The sequence below is a fragment of the Chryseobacterium rhizoplanae genome (genome assembly GCF_900182655.1).
Classification (GTDB): domain Bacteria; phylum Bacteroidota; class Bacteroidia; order Flavobacteriales; family Weeksellaceae; genus Chryseobacterium; species Chryseobacterium rhizoplanae.
This window is the reverse complement of record NZ_FXTC01000008.1, coordinates 36,717-61,005: the sequence shown is the minus strand read 5'-3', so window position 1 is coordinate 61,005 and position 24,289 is coordinate 36,717. Positions and strand designations below refer to the sequence as shown.

Sequence of the window (24,289 nt, the reverse complement as noted above, 5' to 3'; positions counted from 1 at the left end):
TAAATTTCGTCAAAAATAGAAAAAATCAATTTATATTGCTGCAGCCACAGAATTTTCCGTCATTTGCATAGAATTTTTTTCAACAAAAAAGCATATGGAAAAAGCTGTTCTGATTACCATTGGTGATGAAATCCTTTCCGGAAACACGGTAGATACCAATTCTAACTTTATTGCTGCTGAACTAAAAAACATAGGAATAAAAGTTACTCAGATTCTTACAATCTCAGACGAAATTGAAACCATTAAAGAAGCATTGAATGTTGCTTTTGAAACAGGTGACCTAGTCATTACAACGGGAGGACTTGGGCCTACCAGAGATGACAAAACCAAAAAGGCACTTGCTGAATATTTCAATGATGAAATTGCTTTGGATGAGGTGACATTCAATCACCTTAAAGGATATATGGAGAGAAGAGGAAGGGCAGATATTCTCGAAAGAAACAAAGAGCAGGCTTTTGTCCCTACCAAATCCATTGTTTTTCAGAATCATTACGGAACGGCTCCATGCATGATGATGGAGCTGAATGGTAAACTGTCTTACAGCCTTCCGGGGGTTCCTTACGAGGTAAAACCACTTATCAAAGACCAGATCATTCCTTATTTACAGGAAAGATTCAAACTTCATTATATCCATACCAGAATTGTTTCCGTTGTGGGAATTCCTGAAAGTATCCTTGCAGACAAAATTGAAGACTGGGAACTGGCGCTTCCGGAAAATATTGCACTTTCTTATCTTCCGGTAGGAACCCGTGTAAAGCTTCGTCTGACAGCTTCCGGTGATAATGAAGAACAGCTGAAACAAATCACTGAAGAAGAAATTCAGAAATTACTTCCTTTAGTAGAAGGTCACGTAATTGCTGTATCTGAAGATAAAATCGAGAATATTCTGGCAGAAATGCTTATCGAAAGAAATTTGACCATTTCCACGGCAGAAAGCTGTACAGGAGGTGAATTGGCAAAAATGATCACTTCAGTCTCCGGCAGTTCAAAATATTTCCATGGCGGAATAGTACCTTATGCCACTGAAAAGAAGATTAAAATTTTAAATGTTTCTAAAGAAACCATAGATCAGTTTACTGTAGTAAGTGAAGAGGTTGCTCAGGAAATGGCAAAAGGCTGTCAGGAATTATTTGAAACCCATATTTCACTTTCTACAACTGGTGTTGCCGGCCCTGGAAAAGGAGAAGATGGGAAAGATATCGGAACGGTATATTATACGATAAGGATTAATGACAAAGCAGAAACATTTAAATTATACATGCCGCATCTGGAAAGAGTAGACTTTATGAACTTCGTTTCACAAAAGGTAATTCAGGATCTTGTAAGCCTTCTTATAAACAGTTAGATACATTTCTGTTTTTTAATTTTTTTTTAATTAATTTTAATAGAGTTTTTCACACTTTTTGAGAATCATTCAATAAATTTCAAAAATCGTGGAAAATTCCAAACAGATCTTTCAGACCAACAGCAAAAAACGCTGGAAAAGTGTACAGTGGGGAAGCCGTATTTTTATCTTTGTAGGAATATTGCTTTTGCTTGCTTTGGGGCTGATGATGACCCTGGACAGAAGTCCTAAAATTCCTTTTAAAGAAGATTATAAAGCTGTAATTACTGCCAATAAACCTTATCTTCAGGAGAATAAAATTTCCAAAGAATATAAAGGTTTCAGAAGCTTTATTTCGGAAAAAACAATCCATACCAATCTCGACAAAATTCAGAAGGCGAGAGAAGAAAGATATAAAAATCAGAACAGAAACTGGGCTCAGTTTCCAGGTGGAATCCGGTCTGCATTCTATGTAGCTTGGGATCCTCAGTCTCTCATGTCTCTGAAACGAAATATAAGACACGTTAATCTGGTTTTCCCGGAATGGTTTTTCCTTGACCCGAAAACAGGAGATCTGAAAACCAATGTAGATCCCGAAGGATACAAAGTGATTAAAAGAACAGGAGTTGCCGCAATGCCAATGTTGAGTAACAACTCTGATCAGGAATTCCATTCAGAAGGATTGGTAAAAGTTCTTAATGATCCTCAGAAAAGAACCCATCTGATCCAAAAAATTACCCAGCAATGTAAAAAATACCATTTCAAAGGAATCAATATTGACTTTGAGGATATGAACCTGAATTCTGATGAAAACCTGATTGCCTTTATGAAAGAGCTTTCAGAGACTTTCAAAAAAAATCAGCTGCTGGTGACAATGGATACCATGACGGATAATGATGATTACAACATACCAAGATTAAATCCTTATGTAGATTACTTTGTATTGATGGCTTACGATGAATATTCTGCCGGAAGTGATGCCGGTCCTGTTTCTTCTCAAAAATGGATCGAAGAACAGACCGGAAAAATCGTAAAACAAACTTCTCCGCAAAAAATTATCTTGGGTCTTGGTGCTTATGGCTACGATTGGAGTTCCAATAAAGATGACAATACGTCTGTAACTTATATGCAGGCGATTACCAAAGCCAGTGCCAGTAAAGCAGTCATTGACTTTAATGACAATACGTTTAATTTAAATTATTCTTATACAGATTCTAAAAATTTAACCCATACCGTATTTTTCAATGATGCCGCTTCTATTTTCAATACAATGCGTTTTTCCTCAGAATATCCATTGGCAGGAACAGCACTTTGGAGACTGGGAAGTGAAGACAGCAGAGTCTGGAATTTCTATGATAAAGACCTTACGTTTGCCGGCCTTTCCAAACTGAATCTGAAAACCCTGGAAAATGTAAAAGGGCAGACTATGGTAGATTATATCGGGGACGGAGAAGTATTGGATGTTCTGAATACTCCTCATGACGGGAAAATTGCATTGGAAATTGATCCGAAAGAAAAAATAATTACAGACGAGAACTACATCACTTATCCAAGTTCTTACGAAGTAAAAAAATATGGAAGTGCTCCCCAAAAAGAGTTGGTACTGACTTTTGATGATGGTCCGGACGAAACGTATACTCCGCAGATATTAGATGTATTGTCCAAATATCATGTTCCCGCAGCATTCTTTTTGGTAGGATTAAATGCGGAAAAGAACCTTCCACTTGTTAAACGGATTTACCGTGAAGGACATGAGATCGGAAACCACACTTTCACCCATGAAAATGTAGCAAAAGTAAGCCCGGAAAGAGCTTTGCTGGAACTGAAACTGACAAGATTACTGATAGAATGCGTAACAGGGCACAGTACAATTTTGTTCAGAGCTCCGTATAATGCCGATTCTGAGCCTACCACTTCGGAAGAGATCATTCCGGTAGCACTGGCAAGACAACAAAATTATCTTGATATTGGGGAAAATATTGACCCTGAAGACTGGCAGCCGGGAATAAAAGCAGATGAAATTGTAAAACGTGTAATGGCCGGGCTTAAACTACAGAGAGGAAATATCATTCTTCTTCACGATGCGGGCGGAGATACCAGAGAAGAAACAGTGAAAGCTTTAAAAATACTGATCCCTACACTTCAGAAACAAGGCTATCATTTTACCAACCTGACCAGTATTCTGCATAAAACCAGAAGTGAACTGATGCCTGAAGTTCCGAAAACAAAGTCATACTATATCATGCAGCTCAACCTTGTACTGGCCACTGTAATTTATGGAATAAGCCATTTTCTGGTAGCTTTGTTTACCATTTTCATTGTATTAGGATTAGTCAGACTATTGCTGATGGCATACTGGGCTTTTAAAGAAAGAAAAAAAGAGAAAAAACTTGGCGAATTTCCGGTCTTGGAATCTTATCCTAAAGTTTCCATTATTGTACCCGCTTATAATGAAGAAGTGAATATTGTTTCTTCCTTGCAGAATCTGTTGAAGCAGACCTATCCGAATTTTGACATTATTATGGTAGATGACGGAAGTAAGGATTCCACTTATGAAAAGGTATCAGAAGCATTCCCTGATCATCCGAAACTGAAAATTTTCACCAAAACAAATGGCGGAAAAGCTACCGCCCTGAACTTCGGAATAGCACAGACGGATGCAGAATATGTAGTGTGTATTGATGCAGATACCAAACTGCAGCAGGATGCCGTAAAATATCTGGTTGCGAGATTTTTAAATTCAGATCCGGAAGAAAAAATTGCAGCCGTAGCAGGAAACGTGAAAGTGGGAAACAGAGTCAACTGGCTTACCAGATGGCAGGCTATAGAATATACGACGAGTCAGAATTTTGACAGGCTGGCATATGCGAATATCAATGCGATTACCGTAATTCCGGGTGCTATCGGTGCATTCAAAAGAGCTGTAATTATTGAGGCAGGAGGCTATTCATCAGATACCTTAGCTGAAGATTGTGATATTACCGTGAAAATTTTAAAAGCAGGATATACCGTCGCCAATGAAAACAGAGCGGTTGCCGTTACTGAAGCTCCGGAAACTGCGAACCAGTTTTTAAAACAGCGCTTCCGCTGGACCTATGGAATCATGCAGATGTTCTGGAAGCAGAGACAGACTTTCCTTAACCCCAAATATAAAGGATTGGGACTTTGGGCAATGCCGAATATTTTATTATTCCAATATATTATTCCATTTTTCTCGCCGCTGGCAGATGTGATTATGTTCTTTGGAATTTTGTCCGGAAACGGAGATAAAATATTCACCTATTATCTGATCTTTCTTTTGGTAGATGCTTCCTTAGCTTTAGTGGCATTTATTATGCAGCGTGAAAAATTAATCAATCTGCTGTATATTATTCCACAGAGATTCGGGTATAGATGGCTGATGTATATTGTTTTGTTTAAAAGTTTAAGAAAAGCACTGAAAGGCGAAATGCAGTCCTGGGGGTTCCTGAAAAGAACCGGGAATGTGAAAGAGATAGCCACTTCTTAAGAAGCCGGGAAGCCAGAAGAATGAGGCTGGAAGTTATTGTACGATTTCATAACTTCCAGCTTCCATCTTTTATAAATTTTTATAATGCTGTAATGTTATTTGTTTAAATTTGTTTGCTTAAAAAGTAACAAATACGAAATAAATCATACATATTCTAAAAATTGTTATCATAATGAAAAAAATAACGCTTTCTTTGTTTTTAATAGCAGGGATCTGTACTCAAACGACTATGAGCGCACAAGCTAAAGCTGCTAAAGTAGCAGTGAACAACACAGATAAAGGTTTAGACCTTAGCTTGATGGACACTTCGGTGCGTCCACAGGATGATTTTTACAACTACGTGAGTGGAACCTGGATGAAAACTGCCAAAATTCCATCTGATAAACCAACTTGGGGAAGCTTCAATAAACTGGCTGAGGATACGGATAACAATTCCATGACCATCCTGAACTCTCTTCTGAAAGATAAATTTGCTGACGGAAGTGAAGGGAAAAAAATCCAGGATCTGTATGCTACTTACATGAACATGGAGAAGAGAAATGCAGACGGAATCAAACCTATCCAACAAAACCTGAATAAGATTGATGCTATCAAAAACATGGCTGATCTTCAAAACTACCTTACTTCTGTAACGAAAGAAGGGGAGAATGTTTTCTACGGATGGGGTGTTGACGCAGACCTTAAAGATTCTAAAATGAATGCCGTTTACTTAGGAAATCCTTCTTTAGGTTTAGGAAGAGATTACTATCAGAAAGTAAACGAAAAAAATACAGAAGCTATCGCTGAATATCAGAAATACGTAGCTTCAATGCTAAAAGAATTAGGGTACAAAAATGCTGATGAAGCAGCAAAAGGTATCGTAGATTATGAAAAAAGCATTGCACAGACGTATCTGACCAACGAGCAGAGCCGTGATAACACGCTTCAGTACAATCCTAAGACGATGACGGAGCTTTCTGCTTTGGTAAAAAATGTTGATCTTCCTGGTTACCTTAAAAAAGTAGGAGTAAATACAGATAAAGTAATTATCAGTGAATTAGGATTCTATAAAGATTTCGATAAATTAGTAAATGCTCAGAATCTTTCTGTGATCAAAGATTATCTGAAATTCCACATGATCCACGGAAGCGCTTCTTATTTAAGTGAAAACTTAGGAAATATGAAATTTGCTTTCTATGGTAAATATCTTAGAGGGCAGCAGGAACAAAGAGCTCTTAACAAGAGAGGATTTGAGCTGATCAACGGTTCTTTGGGTGAAGCGTTCGGAAAATTATATGTTGAAAAATATTTCCCTGCTGAAGCTAAAGCTCAGATGGTGGAACTGATCGACTATTTAAAGAAAAGCTTCGCAGTTCATATCAATAACTTAGCTTGGATGTCTTCAACAACTAAGGAAAAAGCAATGCAAAAACTGAACAAGTTCACGGTAAAAGTTGCTTATCCTGACAAATGGAAAGACTATTCAAAATTAAATATCATTTCTGAAGCAAAAGGTGGAAACCTGTATAAAAACCTTCAGAACATCGGAGAATGGCAATACAATAAAGATTTAGCTAAAATCGGTAAGCCAGTAGATAAAACAGAATGGGGAATGACTCCACAGACTGTAAATGCATATTACAACCCGGTAAACAACGAGATTGTATTCCCTGCTGCAATCCTTCAGCCGCCATTCTTCAATCCTAAAGCTGATGCTGCTGTAAACTTCGGAGGTATCGGTGCCGTTATCGGTCACGAAATGAGCCACGGATTTGATGATTCAGGGGCGCAGTTTGATGCAGACGGTAACTTGGTAGACTGGTGGACGCCGGAAGATAAAGCGAACTTCGAAAAAGCAACAAAAGCCCTTGCTTCTCAATATGACAAATATGAGCCTGTAAAAGGAACCTTTGTAAACGGTACTTTCACAAACGGTGAAAATATCGCTGACTTAGGAGGAGTAAACATTGCTTACGACGCTCTTCAGATGTACTTAAAAGACAAAGGAAATCCAGGGAAAATCAGTGGATTCTCTCAGGATCAGAGATTCTTCCTAAGCTGGGCAACGGTTTGGAGAACATTATCCAGTGAGAAATATATGGTAAACCAGGTGAAAACTGACCCGCACTCTCCGGGATACTTCAGAAGTTTTGGTCCGCTTATCAATGTCGATGCTTTCTACAAAGCATTCGATGTGAAAAAAGGAGACAAATTATACAAAACTCCGGAAGAAAGAATTAAAATCTGGTAAAAATAACAACCGCTCAGGAATGGGCGGTTTTGTTTTTTTAGGTAGCAGGTGGCAGATGATAGGTAGCAGTGAATAGGATTTTGGGATTAGATATTAGGAGATCGGAAGAATTCTATTTGTCATAACGACTTCCATCATTCCCCTCCCTCGGAGGGGTGGCAAAAATTCTTTGAATTTTTGACGGGGTGGTTCTAAACTAACATTCAACCCTGAATTACCAATTACCATTCATCACATATCATTAAAGTTTGTATATTTGATAAGTTTGTGTAAAATCAAAAATAATCTTTAATGAAAAAGCTAAATATTGGAATACTTGCCCTTTCAGGTTTTGTATTTCTTAATTCGTGTGGTGCAGCAAAGACTGCAGGGACAGAGAATAAAACAGAAGCTACGGCAAAAGTGGCTGAACCGGTAAAAGAAGAAGCAAAAGAAGAGGGAATCAATTTATCGTATATGGATACCAGTGTCCGCCCGCAGGATGACTTTTTTAGCTATGTGAACGGAAATTGGGTGAAAACTACTCAGATTCCTTCCGACAAAGCCAACTGGGGTTCTTTCAATGCTTTGAGAGAAAATGTAGATGATGCTTCATTAGATATATTAAACAAAATCCTTACAGAATCATATCCTGCCGGATCAGAAGGACAGAAAATTCAGAATCTGTATGCTTCTTTTATGGATACCAATAAGAGAAATGCAGAAGGTCTGTCACCAATCAAGGCTGATCTTGCCAAAGTAGATGCTATTAAAAGTCTGGGTGATCTTCAGAAATATCTTTTGGAGGCTACAAGATTGGGAGACAACTCTTTCTACGGATGGAGAGTGGGTGCTGATATGAAGAATTCCAATATGAATGCAGTATATCTTGGTGGCCCGGATTTAGGTTTAGGAAGAGATTATTATCAGAAAGTAAATGATGCCAATACTAAAACATTGGCTGAATATCAGACTTATGTTGGAAAACTATTCGGAGTTTTAGGATATAAAAATTCTCCACAGGCTGCACAGAATGTGGTAGACTTTGAAAAGCAACTTGCCAACTACCTATTGACGCTTGAGCAGAACAGAGATGCCAACTTAAGATACAACCCTAAAAATGTATCTGAACTATCTGGCCTTGTGAAAAATGTTGATCTTGCAAAATACCTGAAAGATGCTGGTGTAAATACAGACAGAGTGATCATCGGAGAACTGAAATATTACCAGAATATGGATCAGTTCATTACTCAGAAAAATCTTCCTTTATTGAAAGACTATCTGAAATATCACATTATCAATGGAAATGCAAGCAATCTGGATGACAGTCTGGAACAGATCAGATTCGATTTCTATGCGAAATACTTACAGGGGCAGAAAGAACAGCGTCCGATGAACAAAAGAGGGCTTACCCTTGTGAATGGCGTTCTTGGAGAAGCTTTCGGGAAACTGTATGTAGACAAATACTTTACTCCTGAAGCGAAAAAGCAGATGGAAACGTATATTGATTACCTTTTAAAATCATTCAAATCCCATATCGCAAACATAGACTGGATGTCTCCTGAAACTAAAGTAAAAGCTCAGGAAAAGCTATCCAAATTTACCGTGAAAATTGCTTACCCAGATAAATGGAAAGATTATACACAGTTAAAAGTAGAATCTCCAAAAGATGGAGCAACATTATATTCTAACCTTCAGAATGTAGCAGCATGGCAGTATCAGAGAAGTTTAGATAAAGTAGGAAAACCTGTTGACAAAACAGAATGGGGAATGTCTCCACAAACGGTAAATGCATACTACAGCGGATCAAACAACGAAATTGTATTCCCTGCAGCTATTCTTCAGCCGCCTTTCTACAATCCTAAAGCTGATGCAGCAGTGAATTTCGGAGGAATCGGAGCCGTTATCGGTCACGAAATTTCTCACGGATTTGATGACAGCGGTTCACGTTTCGATGGTGATGGTAACCTTAATAACTGGTGGACGGATGCGGACCGTAAAAACTTTGATGCAAAAGTAGGTCAGCTGGCAGCTCAGTACAGTGCTTATGAACCTGTAAAAGGAAGCTTTGTGAATGGTAAATTTACAAGTGGAGAAAATATTGGTGACTTAGGTGGAGTAGCAGTGGCTTACGATGCCCTTCAGATGTATTTAAAAGATAAAGGAAATCCAGGTAAGATCAGCGGATTTACTCAGGATCAGAGATTCTTTATGAGCTGGGCTACTGTTTGGAGAACAAAAGCTACCGATCAGTATATGATTAACCAGGTGAAAACAGATCCGCACTCTCCGGGAATGTTCAGAGCTTTCGGGCCACTGGTAAACCAGGACTCATTCATCAAGGCATTTGATATTAAACAAGGGGACAAACTATATAAAGCTCCTCAGGACAGAATAAAAATCTGGTAATTTTACCTTAGAAATTGTTAGAAAAGAAAGAATCCGTCTCAATGTGGGCGGATTCTCTTTTTTAATATTCTTTCTTATAATTCCGGAGCACAAATTTTATTCCGGTTTCTATAATGTCTCCCATGCTTTTACAGTACTTGAAATTGACATCATAGGTGAGTTTTTGTAAAGCAGTCTTTAGTTCTGTAACATTGGCTTCCGGTGCAATATTGTCTTTTTTCATAATAGAAATAAGTTCATCAAATCTGTTTTGACTGCTCGTTACTCTTTTCACGATTTGTGAACGTACTTCCTTGCGGTATTGCTCTATAGAACTAGGCTTCAGCTTTTCCAGTACCATATTGACCATTTGGCTGTTTTCCTTGAAATACTGCGGAAGATAGACTTTCAGATTTCCCTCATACGTTTGCTGGTCAAAATCAATAGGGCGAATTCTGTAAATCACCTGGTCGAAATCATGGATGGGAATAACAACATAATTATAAGAACGCATGTCGCCAAGGAGGCCAATAAGACAACGCTCATTGAATTTCACAAATTCCTTGGAAATCTGTGCTTTTTCAAGTTCTGAGCAGCTGGATAAATGTTTCTGAATAAAAACATCTCCGGGAATTCCCAAAATATGTTCTTCAATCAAAGTATTTTTGTAAACCAGAAAGTTAATCCGGTTGGGAGAAAGCAGGTCTTCAAGTTCCAATCCGAATATTCGGGAAGCATCGGCCTGTTTAATATAAAAATAAGTATAATTATCGTTCAGTACATTTCTTACCCGAATCCGGAAAGGTTTGGAATTCCCGAAAGTACAAAAGTCAATGGTATCCACTTTCAGATAAGGTAAAGTAGCGATATCCCCATCAGAATGAAGCAAGGTGTAAATCTTATTTAAATTGGCTTCTATTTCTTTAAACTCAAATTCAGGATATAACACCCCAAGCCACAAAGTATCTTTGCCTTCTTTATCCAGAATTCTCACACTGTCACTGAACCTTAGCAGATCTTCATACAGAAACTTGATTTTGGTAGTTCTGTTATATTTTTCCAGATACTGCTGTAATGCTTCTGAAACTGGAAATATGGGTTTTCTGAACGCTATTTTTACATCTTTCATGACACTGTTCACTTTGATTAAATATAAAGATTTTTTTTTGTAATAATTGAGGAATTCTTATTTTAACATTCATTGGATACTTTTGTATAAAAAATAAAGCGGACAAAATTTTATTTATTTTTTCTTGAATTTTTTTATTTATTTTTTCATAGCTTAGTGATATCGTAATATGGTGATTTTATGTTGAATAAATGTAGATAAATTTAGATGATCCAAGAAAAATCTTAGTAAAATTTTTTATGTTACAGTTTTTTTTTAAATTTAAACACTGGATTGGTAATTTATTTGATTCATCTGTAAATTACTCAAAGACAGATCCAAACCAGAATAAGAAATCTCAAAATAACAATAATATGGCAATGTTTAATTATGGTGTTGGCGGAAACGAAGTAAAAGTAGACGCTAATGAAGCTATTCAGGAAATACAGGAAAATAAATCACTGATAGTAAGCCAGCTTACAACAGAAGAGTCTTATACTCCTGAAATCGTAACAGGATTAAAAACAGTGGAAGACGTTTTCAAACATTTTCAGCCTTCAATATCGGTACAACACGAAACCGAAGACGGAGGAGTGGTAGAAGAAGAATTCCGTTTTCAAAACCTTGGAGACTTTACCCCTAAAAGCCTTACTCAGAAGTCAGATTATCTGCAGCAGCTGAGCATGGAGCAGGAGCAGTACAATAAAATAGTACGTCAGCTGAAAACAAACAAAATTCTACGCAATATGCTGGAGAACGATCAGACAAGAGCAGCGTTCGTAGAGGTATTGAAAGAAGTGGCACAAGAACTTGAAAAATAATTAAAGACTTACATTAAATCATGGATAGCAAATTACAGGCACAAGAAAGCCAGCAGCAGGGTCAGCAGCAGCACTCGGGACAACCGAAAGGCAACCCGCTTGCAGAGCTCAATAAAATGGGAGGATTTGGCTTTGTTGAATCCGTTGTAGACGGTATTGCCAATATGAACCCAACAAGAAAGGCAAGAAAAGAAATCTTCCTGAATGACAGCAATAAAGCAGACGAAAGAAAAGAACTTCTTCAGAAGATCAATCTTTGGGTAAACCTTTTAGAAGGTAGCGAATCTGCAGATAAAATGGCCGATACATGCAAGAGTAAAGCACAACAGGCCGACCAAAACCTAAAAACAAACTTAAAAAATACACTGGATGCCGTTCGTATGCTGGAAACCAACTACAGAACAGTAGCTCAATTCTACAAAAACACAGAATTGGATAAAGTGGATAACGTAAGTATCGTAAATGCAAGCCTTGAACAGGTTTCCGATCTGGATAATCCTTTGTTCATTGATGCAATCTCAGAAGAGTTCAAAAATTATTACGACCGTCTTGATCTTAGAGATAACTATTCAATCCTTGCAATCCCAGGATATTTAGGATCTAACAAGGTTATCGAGAAGTGGGCAAAAATCTGTAACGAAAACAAAGTAATGATGGTTACAGACTTCGCCAACCTTGATAAACCGGATGACGTAGTAGATTTATTCCACTCTGCGAACCTTACCGGAGGAGAACTTCACAGAAGTAACGTTATTATGACGTGTAACTGGCTTGTAGGTCGTGGTAAAGCTGAAGAAGTAGGGGAAGAAGAAAACGTAGAACTTCCACCTTCCACTTCATTGGCAGGAAAAATCCATAAAACCCTGATGTCTCAGGTAGCAGCAGGTAAAAAACATGGTAACATCAACGAAGTAGACGCTGTAAAATTCGAATTGAAGAAAAGTGAAATTTCTCAGTTGGAAAAAATGGGTCTTGTACCCATGGTAAACGAGTACGGAAAAATTATGGCCTTCTCAGCGAAGACCTTATTTACAGGAGACAATATCGGTCTTCAGACGTATTCGGTAGTTCGTGTATTCGATTACGTAACCAAAGTACTTCTAGACTTCCTGAACAGAAGAGCTTTCGAAAACTGGAATGCTAAAAACGAAGACGATTTGAGAAGACAGATCGTAACTTTCCTTGATAATATCAAAGGACCGGACAAATTGATTGAGAAATTCAAAATTGTTCGTTTCGAGCAGGATAGAGTAAACAAAGACAGAGTGTGGCTGGATATCCGTATGACGCCTTATTTCCCTACGAAAAGTTTCGTTATTAAACTTGACGGACACAAGGGAGATGATGGTAACGAATGGGATGCAGAATATACTCAGGAGTAACATCAACGTACTTTACATAACAAAAACCGATGCAATTTTACATCGGTTTTTTTTCAACCAACACCTATGAAATTTAATATGAATAAGAAACTTATCATTGGCTTGCCCGTTATATTGATGGTGCTTTTGTTAAGTTGTGAGAAAAAATACCAAAGCCCAGGCCAATACGAAAATGATCTTTTTGCAGACGAGCATCAGGAAGGTAAGGCATACATCATGAACAAAGATGAATGTTTTAATGGCAGTGAACTTGTCATTGCAAGTTCAGACGTAAAGCTGACAGACAGTTCAAAAGGCCGTGGAAAATCATTCTACCTTTACAAAGTAAGATCTGGAAAAGTATTAAAAACAGTAAGAGATTCCACCGTAGAAATGCCTATGTTGTTTTTATCCCAATATAAATTAAAGATAAAAAACACAGATTCTATGTATGTTTACCTGAAGAATCTGGAAGGATACCGCTTTTTAAAGAAAGACAGAAACCTTAATTATCAGTGGCTAAAAGCTGCTCCTGTTTGTAATGTGGATAAGAAATAACGTTGAATCTGTTATTTTTTTATATCACTGTATAATGATTTTTTATATTTTTGTTTTTGAACAAACACAAAAACAAAAATGAAAAAAAGCGTAATCCTGTATGAGGATATAATCCTACATCCTCTCCAACAATTTAATCTGAAAAGTAATACCTGTCTCAATAGCTTCCGGCAGGAAGCTAGTTAAATTTTATTAGCCATGACAGGGAAAATTGCCGGGGATCAGAATCCTCGGGTAGGAACAGCGTGTTCCTACGAAATAAAGCCTTCAGGACTTTTATTCATACTGAATGGAGATTATGAATGGTATCTTTTTAAGAAACAGAAAAACGGAAGCTGGAAAGATATCACCGGAAAACCGAAAACCGGTGAAAAAGTGACTTACAAATTTGGGGAAATAGCGCTGGGAATAGAATTTCAAATGAAGGTGTATGAAACTAAAAAAGGGATTTTACCAGGTTTTCCAATTACCAGGGAACTGGTTGGCAGCCTTACCATTATTCCTAACAGCAACAAGGTTCCGAAGATCGATAAAGTAGTACTCTTTAACAGAGGAGCAAAGGATGTCAATAAAGCCAGCTATCGCGATACTCTTATTGCGCAGGCACACTGCATTGCCATGTTCAATAAGGAAATAGAATTTCACCTTTGGGAAGATGATGCTCCGGGTAAAGGCCATGATCCCAATATTAATAAAAACAACCGTCACACACGCAGCTACAAGGCTCGTGTCAATGAAAAAGGAATTGCGGAAGTATCCATTCCTCTGATGTCTGATGAAAAAATTCTTCGTCATATGGCCAATCAGTTTATGATGAGAGGTGATAAAAATGAAGGAGCCAATCATGAATATTATGTTACAGCCACTTACTCCGGGAAAATTCAGGGTGCCAGCCAGGTGAATGTGGATGTGGCCAATCCGGATGATAAAGAACGGGCTCAAAGTCAGCCAAAGCCACAACCCAAACCGCAGCCTCGGAAAGACACTCCAAAATTCCCGGCCGGACAAGGAAATGTCCCTAAACAACCCGATTCTAAAGGGAATATCATAGAAGCTGTTTTCATTGATGATACTGGAAAAGAGCTTTCCAAAGTAGCTTTAGGAGATAAAGTGAGGGTAAGAATTCACTCCAAAAATATGGTGGGAAAGCACATTCAATATGTAATCTGGAAATATGACACCACTTCTAACGATGAAGTCTACCGAAGCAGAATGATTAAAATACCTGCAGATATATGCGACACTTCAGGGTTTATCATTAGCAATGAGATTTTTGAAAAAGGAATCGGATCGCCGATAGGCGATCCGGATGCAGATAAACAAAACTATTTTATAGAAATTATCTCCAAAGAACTTTCTGCGGAATCTCAGAAATTTGGGGTAAATTCGGAAGGCTTGATGGATGTGGACAAGGTGAAGAGTGCGGCGGGGGTGCAGAAGCAACCGGAACCGGAGAAAACTAAAGGCGAAAAATGCCCGAATTGTAAAAAACCAATTACAATACATGAATTCAATAAAATATATCCAAATATCAATAAACTATTTTCTGTCGGAAAAAATAATCTTTCTTCAACTACTATTCAACAATTCATTGATAGTTTAAACCAAACACTTCTAGAATTTCATATTGACACGTGTATAAAAAAAGCTTTTTTCTTAGCCCAATTAACCAAAGAAACAGGCTATTTTTCCAGAATTGATGAAAATTTATATTATACTTCTGAACAAGCACTTCATACTTATTGGAAAAAAGAAAGCCACCCTCTATTATATTCTAATCCTTATTCCTTTTTTAGAAATCCTGAAAAACTTGGAAATTATGTGTATAGAAACATTGCTGAAAATGGAAATGAACAATCAGGTGATGGATATAAATTTAGGGGTCGTGGTCTTTTACAGATAACTAGAAAAAAAGGATACAGGAGATTTGGAGAATATGCAGTAAAAGATTTAGTTACTAATCCTGATTTACTCATACAGGATTTAGACTTAATGGTAAGATCAGCTGGTTGGTTTTGGAAGCATGGGGTTTTATTAAAAGATGGAACTGAAAAGGATATTAATGAAGTTGCTAAAAAAGGGGACTTTAAAGAAACAACTAGATTAGTTCATGGTACAACACTAGATATAGTAGCAAGGACCGAAATTTTAAATAAAATAAAACTGATTTTAGAGACTGATGAATGTAAAGAAGTTATTACAGAACCCTTTCAACAAACAAACTCTGATAATGACATAGAGTATCACATAATAGCATCAACTGGGGAAATTAACTATAAATTACAAAGTGATAAGAGAGAAACTGCTGAATATTTCTACCATGACTCAACCGGAAATATTCATAACTTAGGCAAGTTCAATTTAAAAAAAATCAAAAATAACTATGGTGATCTTTATAAAGATCGAATAAAAGGAAATAATATATATTTAGTTGATATCCGGACTTTAAAAAACTATAAGAATGGTAGTGTTAAATTTAAATTAGAGCTAAACACCAATCGTTATTATATGAACGATGTGACATTAGCCGCTTTATTAGGGGCAATGTTAGATTGTGGCTATGAAGACTATACATTCAATGGCTTCAGTAATGAAAGAGGTGAATCTATAGGCGGGAGCAAATCTCATAAAAATGGTATGAATGGAGACTTAAGATACCTTAGGAAAGATAAGTCAGGTAAAAAAGTTTATTTAAATCATGATGAAGAAAAGGGAGATCCATGTGGATGGAGAGGTATGGATGAAACACGACAAAATAAATTTAATGATGCTCTTTATAGATATGGCTGGAAAGGTATGCTATCTTGGAAGTATAATGGAAAACTATTAAATCATGCAATTAAATTTGAAGATCATCACGACCATCTGCACGTCCAGACCTTTACACCTAAATTAAAAAAAATATAAAATTTATGAAAAATCTATTTTTAGTGATTATCATATTAATCATCATTTCTTGTAAGGGTGAAGAGAAAAAAGAATTCCTTAAAATTCAATCAAAAGTCAACATATCTCAAATTCAAAATGAAAATCTAGATTTCACATCAATAGATAACTCATCTATTGGTCAAGAAATTACTGATTCAATGAGAAAAAAAATTATACAGTTCTATAAACAAGCTTTAGAAAGAGATTTTGAGAGACCTTATATATGGGATGCACTTTTACCAGACAATGAAAATTTTATAAAAATTTATAATTATAAAAAATATATTATCAATAATATGAGTTTTAATTCATATTGTATTAAAATAAAATATGAGGATGCAAATTACGAATCCATTCTGCTAACGGTAAGTAATTTAGAAGTAAATACTAGAGATAATTCTTCTATTATTGTTTATGAAAATCAATTCTCTGAAGAACTTTATAAAAGGTATTCAAAAATTAATAATGGCAATGTTCTAAACATTATTTTACAAAAGGATAAAAAAGACTACAATCATTTTCAATATCTAGTAGCTGAGAATATGTTTTTAGATTATTTTACTACTGATAATAAACAGATAAATAGAAATTGGGGTGAAAATGAAGATAATATATATGATTATCAGATAAAGGGGACTATTAAAAATCATCTGAAAAATGGACATTGGGAAGAAAAAAGATATTCTTTTGATTATAATAAATCTGTATGGATGGATGGTGAATATAGTGATGGTGTTAGAAATAAAGAATGGAATATTTCTCCAGATGGGCCTGTTGAAAAAATAAAATTATATAATAACGGATTCATAGTCAGGATATTTTCTCCATAAATCTATTTTTCATGGAACAGATGCAAAAATCTGTTTTAAAAATCAAAACAGGTAAAAAAATAAAATAAGCCTATCTTTGCAACATTGAAAATAATGTTAAAGAGGAAGAGAAAATTATCTCTTCAATGATTTAAAACAAGATTGGTTTTTGGAAAAAAATAAAACAGCCTCAGAATTTCCACACGTTGGCAGCAAAATCCTGGAATGGTATAAAAATAATGCAAGAGATCTGCCTTTCAGACAGACAAAAGATCCGTACAAAATCTGGATCTGTGAAATTGTATTTCAGCAGACAAGGATCAATCAAGGATTGAATCATTATAATAATTTTATTAAAAGATTTCCGGACGTAAAAACGTTGGCAGAAGCTGAAGAAAATGAAGTGCTGTTGTATTGGAAGGGATTAGGCTATTATTCCAGAGCGATCAATATCCATAAAGCTGCCCGGCAGATCATGAATGATTATCACGGCGTCTTTCCTGAACAATACGAAGAAATTTTAAAACTTAAAGGAGTTGGGAAATATACAGCAGCAGCCGTTTCAAGCATATGTTTTGGCGGGAAAATGCCTGCTGTTGACGGGAATTTTTACCGTGTTCTGAGCCGCCTTTTTGCTGATGATTTTGATATTTCTAATTCAAGAGCTTTTACCTATTTTTCTGAGCTGGCTGCTTTGGTGATGCCGGAAAATGTGGGTGATTTTAACCAGGCCATGATGGATATAGGGTCAGAAATCTGTAAACCCAAAAATCCATTGTGTGGAGAATGTCCCATCAATGAAGACTGTCTGGCATTTGCTATGCAGAAAATTTCAGACTATCCTGTAAAAACAAAAAAAGTAAAAGCGGAAGATCTTGCTCTGACCTATTATTTTGTTCATAGAAACGGCCAGTTTCTGATCCGTCAGAGAGCAGATGACTTCATATGGAAGAAGTTATTTGAGTTTCCTGCAGCCATTTCTTCGGATATGGAACCATTCATAACAGGTTCAAAAACGGTTGCTCATAAACTTACTCATAAGAATTTAAGCATTGAAATATTGAATGTTGAGGTTACTTCACAAAAGATATGGAATGATTTTATTGCTGAAAATCAATACCTGATTACAGATGTTGAAGGCTCTCACGAAAAATCGTTTCCGAAGCCTTTGGAAAATTACATTCAAAACTCTCTGAAAGACTGAAATTTGTCTTCTGAAATCTGAAATCTAATTTGTACTTTTGCAAAATGATTAAAAAAGTCATTTTTATTTTTGTATCACTGCTTTTAATTTCATGTGGAAAAGATCCTTCACCAAAGCCTTATGGAGAGCTGCGTCTTGAATATCCTGCACCGAAATACCAAAAGTTTGAAAACGATTGTGCCTATACCTTTGAGTATTCGGACTTTGCTACTATTGCACCGGCTAAAAAACCTTGCTGGTTCTATGTGAATTACCCTAAAATGAAAGCAAAGCTTTTCGTTACCTATTACCCGATACAAAACGACTTTGCAGACCACATCAAAGAAGCTGAAAAAATGGTATATGAGCATACCATCAAAGCCAGTTCTATAGATACAAAATCCTTTGAATACCCTGAAAAGAAAGTATACGGGAACTTCTATGAGCTGAAAGGGCAGAGTGCTTCCAACCTTCAGTTTTACATTACAGACAGTACGAAACACTTCGTTACTGCTTACTTATACTTTAATACGAGACCGAAACCGGATTCTCTTGCGCCTGCAGTGAACTATATCAAAAATGATATGAAACACATGCTGGACACTTTTGAATGGAAAAAATAATTACTTTTAATATACATTGAAAAATATATGAAACTTTTAGTTGTAGGAAGTGTTGCATTTGATGCAATTGAAACACCATTTGGTAAAACGGACAAAATTTTAGGAGGTGCTGCCACTTATATCGGAATCACTTCATCAATTTTAGGCGTTAAATCCGGAATTGTTTCTGTAGTAGGAGGAGACTTTCCACAAGAACATCTTGATATGTTCACAGACAGAGATGTAAATATCGAAGGAATTGAAATCGTAAAAGAAGGAAAAACTTTCTTCTGGTCTGGAAAATACCACAATGATCTGAACACAAGAGATACTTTGGCTACAGAAGTAAATGTGCTGGAGAATTTTGATCCGAAAATCCCGGATTCAATGCAGGATGCCGAAATTTTGTTACTTGGAAACCTACACCCTGGAGTTCAGTTATCCGTACTTGAAAAAATGAACAACCGTCCGAAACTGGTTATTCTTGATACCATGAATTTCTGGATGGATTCTGCATGGGATATCTTAATGGATATGATTGCGAAAACAGACGTAATTACGATCAATGATGAAGAGGCAAGACAGCTTTCTGGAGAATATTCTCTGGTGAAAGCAGCTAAAAAGATTCATACAATGGGACCTGAATATGTGATCATCAAAAAAGGTGAACACGGAGCTTTACTTTTCCATGATAATAAAGTATTTGCTATCCCGGCACTTCCGTTAGAAGATGTTTTCGATCCAACAGGAGCCGGAGATACTTTTGCAGGAGGTTTTGCGGCTTATCTTGCTAAAAAAGAGAAAATAGATTTCGATACCATGAAATCGGCTCTTATCGTAGGATCTGCCATGGCTTCATTCACTGTAGAGAAGTTCGGAACAGAAAGAATAGAGGAAGTAAGCGAAGCAGATATGTTCAGCAGATTGAGACAATTTAAAGAATTAACGACTTTTGATGTTGAACTGCAGTAAATAAGTCTTTTTAAGAAATATTTATAATAAAAAATTGAGTGAAATTCGTTAAGAATTCTAAATTTGCAACTTGTTAAAATAGTAAAATGACAAATAAACTAAAAATCACTTTTCTCCTTGGGATTTTCATCATGATATTCTCTTCAAATATGATGAATGCCCAGCTAAAACAAGGAGATTTGGTGGATGGTATTGCAGCTGTTATCGGGGATGAGATTGTTTTGGAATCTGATGTACTTGAGCAAATGAATTATGGAAAACAGCAGGGAGCTGCCAACACAGACAAATGTGAGTTCCTGGAAAACCTTATCAGCAACAAGCTTCTTGTATATGAAGCAAAAAAAGATACCTTAATTGAAAACCGTTCTGCAGCAATCAAAGAACAGGCTAACGCAAAATACCGTCAGTTGCTTTCTCAATTTCCGGATGAAAAAACATTGCTTGCCGCTTATAAGTTCAGAAACGCTTATGAAATGAAAAATGCTATCGAAAAGATAGATACTGACCAGTATTACGGACAGGCAAAATACCAGAGAGTTACTGATAAAGCAGACGTAACTCCAAATGAGGTAACTGACTTCTATAATATGTATAAATCACAGCTGCCACAGGTAAAAGATGAAGTTACTTTAGCTCAGATTATGATCTATCCTACCTTAACGGAAGCACACAAACAAGAGCTTATCAACAGATTAAAAAAGATCAAGCAGGATATTCTTGGAGGGGAAACTTTTGAGAGCCAGGCCAGAATTTATTCTGAAGATGAAGGATCGGCTGCTAACGGAGGTTTATATAAAAATATCAATAAAGGGCAGATGGTGAAGCCATTCGAGGCTGCTGCACTGAACCTTCAGGAAAATGAAATTTCAGATCCTATCGAATCAGAATTCGGATTCCACATTATCCAGTTGCTGAAAAGATCAGGTAAAGTGTATGATGCAAGACATATCCTGCTAAAAGCTGTACCTACTGATGATGAGCTTAAAACTGCAAAAGCAAAACTAGACAGTATCAGAGGTCTTATCGTGAATGGTAAAATGACATTTAAAGATGCTGCTTTTAAATTCTCGGATGATAAAAGAACAAAATTCAACGCAGGGGTAATTCCCGGAGCAGATGGTTCTGACAAAATTGAAAGAGAAAGTATTCCGGGAACAATCAGCTACGAATTGGCAGGATTGAACAAAGGAGACATTACTACAGCTTTTGAAGATGAAGAAAACAAAAGAAAGCAGATCAAGATCATTAAAATTGAAGATGTGATTCCTTCTCACCAGATTACACTGGAAACAGACTTCAGCAGAATCAAGCAGATGGCACTGAATAAAAAGAAAAGTGAAATGGTTGAAAAGTTTGTCAACTCTAAGTTACCGACAACTTTTATATCTATTGACGGACGTTACGACAATTGTAGCTTTAAGTCTAACTGGAAGAAACAATCCATAGCAAAATAAAATGAAAACCTTCAGAACTTCTGAAGGTTTTTTTTATGCCTTTTATCTAAGATGATTGCTTAAGCTGCATTCAAATTCTTAATGAAAATATCACTGCATATTCTCTTGAAAACCGTTGTTTTTAGTATTTTTACACATGAGCAATTTTATAGATTTTAACGCTGCAAAAAAACTTCATGACATGGTGGCTACCCAAAATAGAATTTCAACCCTTTTTAATATTAAATATCCCATTATCCAGGCAGGTATGATCTGGCATTCCGGATGGAGGCTCGCTTCTGCGGTTTCCAATTGTGGTGGTTTGGGCTTAATTGGAGCAGGAAGTATGTATCCTGATATTCTGAGAGAAAATATCCAGAAATGCAAACAGGCTACAGATAAACCTTTCGGGGTAAATGTGCCGATGTTATACCCTAATATTGAAGAAATCATTCAGATCATTCTTGAAGAAGGAGTGAAGATTGTATTTACATCAGCAGGTAACCCGAAAACGTATACGGAAACCCTTCAGAAAGAAGGAATAAAAGTAGCGCACGTAGTTTCCTCAACTAAATTTGCTGTAAAATGTGAAGATGCAGGAGTAGATGCTATTGTTGCAGAAGGTTTTGAAGCAGGCGGCCACAACGGAAGAGATGAAACAACAACATTCTGTTTGATTCCGAATGTAAAGAAACATATTTCTAAGCCGTTAATTGCTGCGGGAGGAATTGCCTTGGGTTCACAGATCAAAGCAGCAATGATTCTTGGAGCAGATGGTGTACAGATCGGATCCCGTTTTGCCGCCACTACGGAAGCCAGTGCCCATGAAAACTGGAAAAAGAAAATCACAGAACTGCAGGAAGGAGATACCCATCTTACTTTGAAGGAGCTGGCACCTGTAAGAATGGTTAAAAATAAATTTTTCAGTGAGCTGGAAGATATCTATCAGATCGGAAGAAATAAAGATGCCTTGGTTGCCTCATTGGGAAGAGCCAGAGCAAAACGCGGAATGTTTGAAGGAGATATGGAAGATGGTGAGCTGGAAATTGGTCAGGTTTCTGCATTGATTGATGAAGTTCTTCCTGTGGAAACTGTTTTCAGTCACCTGTTAAAAGAATTTGAAGAAACAAAAATGCCAACTTTTTAAATATAATTTATTCAATGGAGGGAAGAATAATTGATGTAAAGGGTAAAAAATTATATATAGAACATAATAATCCGTTTGAAGACAGACCTACCATTATTTTTCTGCATGATTCATTAGGATCAGTACAGCTGTGGAGAGATTTTCCGGCCAAATTATCCGAAACCACACAATGCAACACTCTGGCATATGACCGTTTGGGCTATGGAAAATCAAATCCGCTGTCTACTCATGAAAGACCGGTGAATTATATGGAGCTGGAAGCAGATATACTAAACAGTTTACTGGCTGAAATGAACATTGATAATGTAATTCTTTTCGGGCACAGCGATGGAGGAACAATAGCCTTAATTACCGCTGCCAAATATCCTGAAAGAGTAAAAGCCGTTATCTGTGAAGCAGGACATATATTTGTTGAAGAAATTACTTTAAAAGGAGTATATGATGCCTGGGAAGCTTACAAAACAACCAATCTTCCCGAACGTTTACAGAAATACCATGGAGATAAAGTAGAAATGCTTTTCAAGGCCTGGACTGAGACCTGGACGCGTGAAGATTACAGAAGCTGGAATATTGAATATCTGTTGAAAAATATCGTGACTCCATTATTATTTATACAGGGAGAAGCCGATGAATACGGAACATTGGATCAGGTAGAAAAAACAATTACCCAGGTGAGCGGGAGTGCTGAAAAATATATTATTCCTAATATCGGGCATACGCCGCATAAAGAAGTTCCTGAACTGGTGTTGGGCAAAGCTGAAGCATTTATTAAAGAAAATTCTTAAATCAGAAACTTTCTGCACAATATAAAATAAGGCACCTTTCAATGGGTGTCTTATTAATTTAAAAAGGGAAAAATTAAATAATATCCCTTTCAATTACAGCAGTCGGAGTTCTCCAGCAATATTTTCCTTTGCCTGGGCTTCATATTTCTGCTTAAAATAATCTGTTTTAAAGATACTTTCAAGTTCCAGAAAATGTCTGAGTACTTTTTTCCGTCCCGGCTTATAAAGGAAGTCAGGATAAATGGAATATTCTTTTCTGATATTTTGAGTATATTCTAAATAAGTTATAAAATCTTTTCCCAAAACAGAAAGATCAGCATCTAAAAGATAATTGGTATCTTCATGATCAGATCGTTGATGGGATTTTGTTGCTAAGATCTGCTCTGAAATTATGGAAATCTTATTTTTATCTAAATGAAATTCTGCAAGTCTTTTTTCTGCTTTGGAAGCACTTTTCTCTTCATTAGTTTTGGAAGTTGCATCGTAGATAACGTCATGGTAAAATACTGAAAAAGAAAGAGCTGTAAAATCTGAGATATTACTTTTCACGGCTTCTAGCTCTTTAAACATATTTTCAAGATGAAGAAGATTATGATAATGCCTGCCTTTTTCAGAGTATCTGGTTTCAATTTCCACCCACAGATCACGGATTAATTGCTGATCTTCTGTAAACGGAGCGCAAAGCTGGTCAAATTGATTTTTCAGATTCATAGAAATAAAGGGATAAAAAAAGGAACTTTTAAAAAGTTCCCTGATTTGCTTCCAGAACAGCCTTCAGCTCAGCCCAGCCTCCACCGTTATAACCGTCTTTTAATCCTTGAGCATTAAGATAATCCAATGCTTTTCCACTTCTGTTTCCGCTTCTGCAGAATAAGATTACTGGTTTTTCAACAGATAGAATTTCATCCTGTCTGTCTTCTACTTCACCTAGAGGAATATTCTTAGCACCATCTATATTACCGTCCATTTCAAGCTCCATTGGCTCACGAACGTCTATTAATTCATAGTTTCCGGATTGTATTACTTCTATTAAAGACATAGTTGTTGGGTTTAAACATTAAATTAGAAACGAAATTACGCAATTTTTTTTTGAAAAAAATCCTAATGAAAACATAATTTTTCAGAAAAGAAGCAGGGCAGGAACAGGAGTTCA

The 24,289-nt window shown here is 36.5% G+C and carries 18 protein-coding genes; 15 read left to right on the top strand and 3 right to left on the bottom strand.

Annotated features, from left to right (window positions below):
- The first annotated feature begins 94 nt into the window (after positions 1 to 94).
- The 4 genes from FN817_RS16955 (at position 95) to FN817_RS16940 (ending at position 9,450) form a co-directional block, all read left to right on the top strand.
- Complete coding sequence (locus FN817_RS16955; RefSeq protein WP_142718974.1) at positions 95 to 1,345, top strand: CinA family nicotinamide mononucleotide deamidase-related protein; 1,251 nt, start codon at positions 95 to 97, stop codon at positions 1,343 to 1,345.
- 88 nt (positions 1,346 to 1,433) lie between these two features.
- Positions 1,434 to 4,832, top strand: a complete 3,399-nt coding sequence (locus FN817_RS16950; protein WP_142718973.1) for a polysaccharide deacetylase family protein — start codon at positions 1,434 to 1,436, stop codon at positions 4,830 to 4,832.
- 172 nt (positions 4,833 to 5,004) lie between these two features.
- Positions 5,005 to 7,062, top strand: coding sequence for a M13 family metallopeptidase (locus FN817_RS16945; RefSeq protein ID WP_142718972.1), 2,058 nt, complete (start codon positions 5,005 to 5,007; stop codon positions 7,060 to 7,062).
- Positions 7,063 to 7,353: 291 nt separating this feature from the next.
- Positions 7,354 to 9,450: a M13 family metallopeptidase gene (locus FN817_RS16940; protein ID WP_142718971.1), complete on the top strand. Its 2,097-nt coding sequence runs from the start codon at positions 7,354 to 7,356 to the stop codon at positions 9,448 to 9,450.
- A 61-nt stretch (positions 9,451 to 9,511) separates the two neighbouring features.
- Here the strand turns inward: FN817_RS16940 and FN817_RS16935 are convergent, their stop codons facing one another.
- Complete coding sequence (locus FN817_RS16935; protein ID WP_142718970.1) at positions 9,512 to 10,558, bottom strand: hypothetical protein; 1,047 nt, start codon at positions 10,556 to 10,558, stop codon at positions 9,512 to 9,514.
- A 353-nt stretch (positions 10,559 to 10,911) separates the two neighbouring features.
- On the opposite strand from FN817_RS16935, the gene FN817_RS16930 reads away from it, so the two are divergent.
- The 11 genes from FN817_RS16930 (at position 10,912) to FN817_RS16880 (ending at position 23,136) form a co-directional block, all read left to right on the top strand.
- A complete protein-coding gene (locus FN817_RS16930) occupies positions 10,912 to 11,358 on the top strand; it encodes a type VI secretion system contractile sheath small subunit (RefSeq protein WP_047420541.1) in 447 nt (148 codons plus the stop codon).
- Positions 11,359 to 11,378: 20 nt separating this feature from the next.
- Entirely contained in the window at positions 11,379 to 12,740 is a 1,362-nt protein-coding gene (locus FN817_RS16925) for a DUF5458 family protein (protein ID WP_047420438.1), read from the top strand.
- Between the two features lie 78 nt (positions 12,741 to 12,818).
- Positions 12,819 to 13,277, top strand: a complete 459-nt coding sequence (locus FN817_RS16920; protein ID WP_228451590.1) for a hypothetical protein — start codon at positions 12,819 to 12,821, stop codon at positions 13,275 to 13,277.
- A 198-nt stretch (positions 13,278 to 13,475) separates the two neighbouring features.
- On the top strand, positions 13,476 to 16,184 hold the full coding sequence (locus tag FN817_RS16915) for a glycoside hydrolase family 19 protein (protein ID WP_228451589.1): 2,709 nt from the start codon (positions 13,476 to 13,478) through the stop codon (positions 16,182 to 16,184).
- 5 nt (positions 16,185 to 16,189) lie between these two features.
- Entirely contained in the window at positions 16,190 to 17,035 is an 846-nt protein-coding gene (locus FN817_RS16910; RefSeq protein WP_142718968.1) for a hypothetical protein, read from the top strand.
- 148 nt (positions 17,036 to 17,183) lie between these two features.
- Complete coding sequence (gene mutY, locus FN817_RS16905; protein WP_142718967.1) at positions 17,184 to 18,218, top strand: A/G-specific adenine glycosylase; 1,035 nt, start codon at positions 17,184 to 17,186, stop codon at positions 18,216 to 18,218.
- Between the two features lie 44 nt (positions 18,219 to 18,262).
- Entirely contained in the window at positions 18,263 to 18,820 is a 558-nt protein-coding gene (gene gldD, locus FN817_RS16900; protein WP_142718966.1) for a gliding motility lipoprotein GldD, read from the top strand.
- A gap of 27 nt (positions 18,821 to 18,847) precedes the next feature.
- The gene (locus FN817_RS16895; RefSeq protein ID WP_142718965.1) at positions 18,848 to 19,771 is read left to right on the top strand and encodes a PfkB family carbohydrate kinase; all 924 of its coding nucleotides are present in this window, start codon (positions 18,848 to 18,850) and stop codon (positions 19,769 to 19,771) included.
- 86 nt (positions 19,772 to 19,857) lie between these two features.
- Positions 19,858 to 21,225 (top strand): peptidylprolyl isomerase, encoded by a 1,368-nt coding sequence (locus FN817_RS16890; protein ID WP_047420445.1) that lies wholly within the window; start codon positions 19,858 to 19,860, stop codon positions 21,223 to 21,225.
- Between the two features lie 136 nt (positions 21,226 to 21,361).
- Positions 21,362 to 22,351 (top strand): NAD(P)H-dependent flavin oxidoreductase, encoded by a 990-nt coding sequence (locus tag FN817_RS16885; RefSeq protein WP_228451588.1) that lies wholly within the window; start codon positions 21,362 to 21,364, stop codon positions 22,349 to 22,351.
- Between the two features lie 14 nt (positions 22,352 to 22,365).
- A complete protein-coding gene (locus FN817_RS16880; RefSeq protein WP_142718964.1) occupies positions 22,366 to 23,136 on the top strand; it encodes an alpha/beta fold hydrolase in 771 nt (256 codons plus the stop codon).
- A 93-nt stretch (positions 23,137 to 23,229) separates the two neighbouring features.
- Here the strand turns inward: FN817_RS16880 and FN817_RS16875 are convergent, their stop codons facing one another.
- Together FN817_RS16875 and FN817_RS16870 are read right to left on the bottom strand one after the other, a co-directional pair.
- Complete coding sequence (locus FN817_RS16875) at positions 23,230 to 23,847, bottom strand: HD domain-containing protein (protein WP_142718963.1); 618 nt, start codon at positions 23,845 to 23,847, stop codon at positions 23,230 to 23,232.
- A gap of 28 nt (positions 23,848 to 23,875) precedes the next feature.
- Entirely contained in the window at positions 23,876 to 24,175 is a 300-nt protein-coding gene (locus tag FN817_RS16870; RefSeq protein WP_047420452.1) for a rhodanese-like domain-containing protein, read from the bottom strand.
- Positions 24,176 to 24,289: the final 114 nt, after the last annotated feature.

Bases quoted from the DNA above. Each gene is read 5' to 3' on its own strand.
- FN817_RS16920 (WP_228451590.1), top strand. From the start codon at position 12,819: ATGAATAAGAAACTTATCATTGGCTTGCCCGTTATATTGATGGTGCTT.
- FN817_RS16915 (WP_228451589.1), top strand. From the start codon at position 13,476: ATGACAGGGAAAATTGCCGGGGATCAGAATCCTCGGGTAGGAACAGCG.
- FN817_RS16890 (WP_047420445.1), top strand. From the start codon at position 19,858: ATGACAAATAAACTAAAAATCACTTTTCTCCTTGGGATTTTCATCATG.
- FN817_RS16940 (WP_142718971.1), top strand. From the start codon at position 7,354: ATGAAAAAGCTAAATATTGGAATACTTGCCCTTTCAGGTTTTGTATTT.
- FN817_RS16880 (WP_142718964.1), top strand. From the start codon at position 22,366: ATGGAGGGAAGAATAATTGATGTAAAGGGTAAAAAATTATATATAGAA.
- FN817_RS16910 (WP_142718968.1), top strand. From the start codon at position 16,190: ATGAAAAATCTATTTTTAGTGATTATCATATTAATCATCATTTCTTGT.
- FN817_RS16955 (WP_142718974.1), top strand. From the start codon at position 95: ATGGAAAAAGCTGTTCTGATTACCATTGGTGATGAAATCCTTTCCGGA.
- FN817_RS16945 (WP_142718972.1), top strand. From the start codon at position 5,005: ATGAAAAAAATAACGCTTTCTTTGTTTTTAATAGCAGGGATCTGTACT.
- FN817_RS16895 (WP_142718965.1), top strand. From the start codon at position 18,848: ATGAAACTTTTAGTTGTAGGAAGTGTTGCATTTGATGCAATTGAAACA.
- FN817_RS16925 (WP_047420438.1), top strand. From the start codon at position 11,379: ATGGATAGCAAATTACAGGCACAAGAAAGCCAGCAGCAGGGTCAGCAG.
- FN817_RS16870 (WP_047420452.1), bottom strand. From the start codon at position 24,175: ATGTCTTTAATAGAAGTAATACAATCCGGAAACTATGAATTAATAGAC.
- FN817_RS16875 (WP_142718963.1), bottom strand. From the start codon at position 23,847: ATGAATCTGAAAAATCAATTTGACCAGCTTTGCGCTCCGTTTACAGAA.
- FN817_RS16935 (WP_142718970.1), bottom strand. From the start codon at position 10,558: ATGAAAGATGTAAAAATAGCGTTCAGAAAACCCATATTTCCAGTTTCA.
- gldD (WP_142718966.1), top strand. From the start codon at position 18,263: ATGATTAAAAAAGTCATTTTTATTTTTGTATCACTGCTTTTAATTTCA.
- FN817_RS16885 (WP_228451588.1), top strand. From the start codon at position 21,362: ATGAGCAATTTTATAGATTTTAACGCTGCAAAAAAACTTCATGACATG.
- FN817_RS16930 (WP_047420541.1), top strand. From the start codon at position 10,912: ATGGCAATGTTTAATTATGGTGTTGGCGGAAACGAAGTAAAAGTAGAC.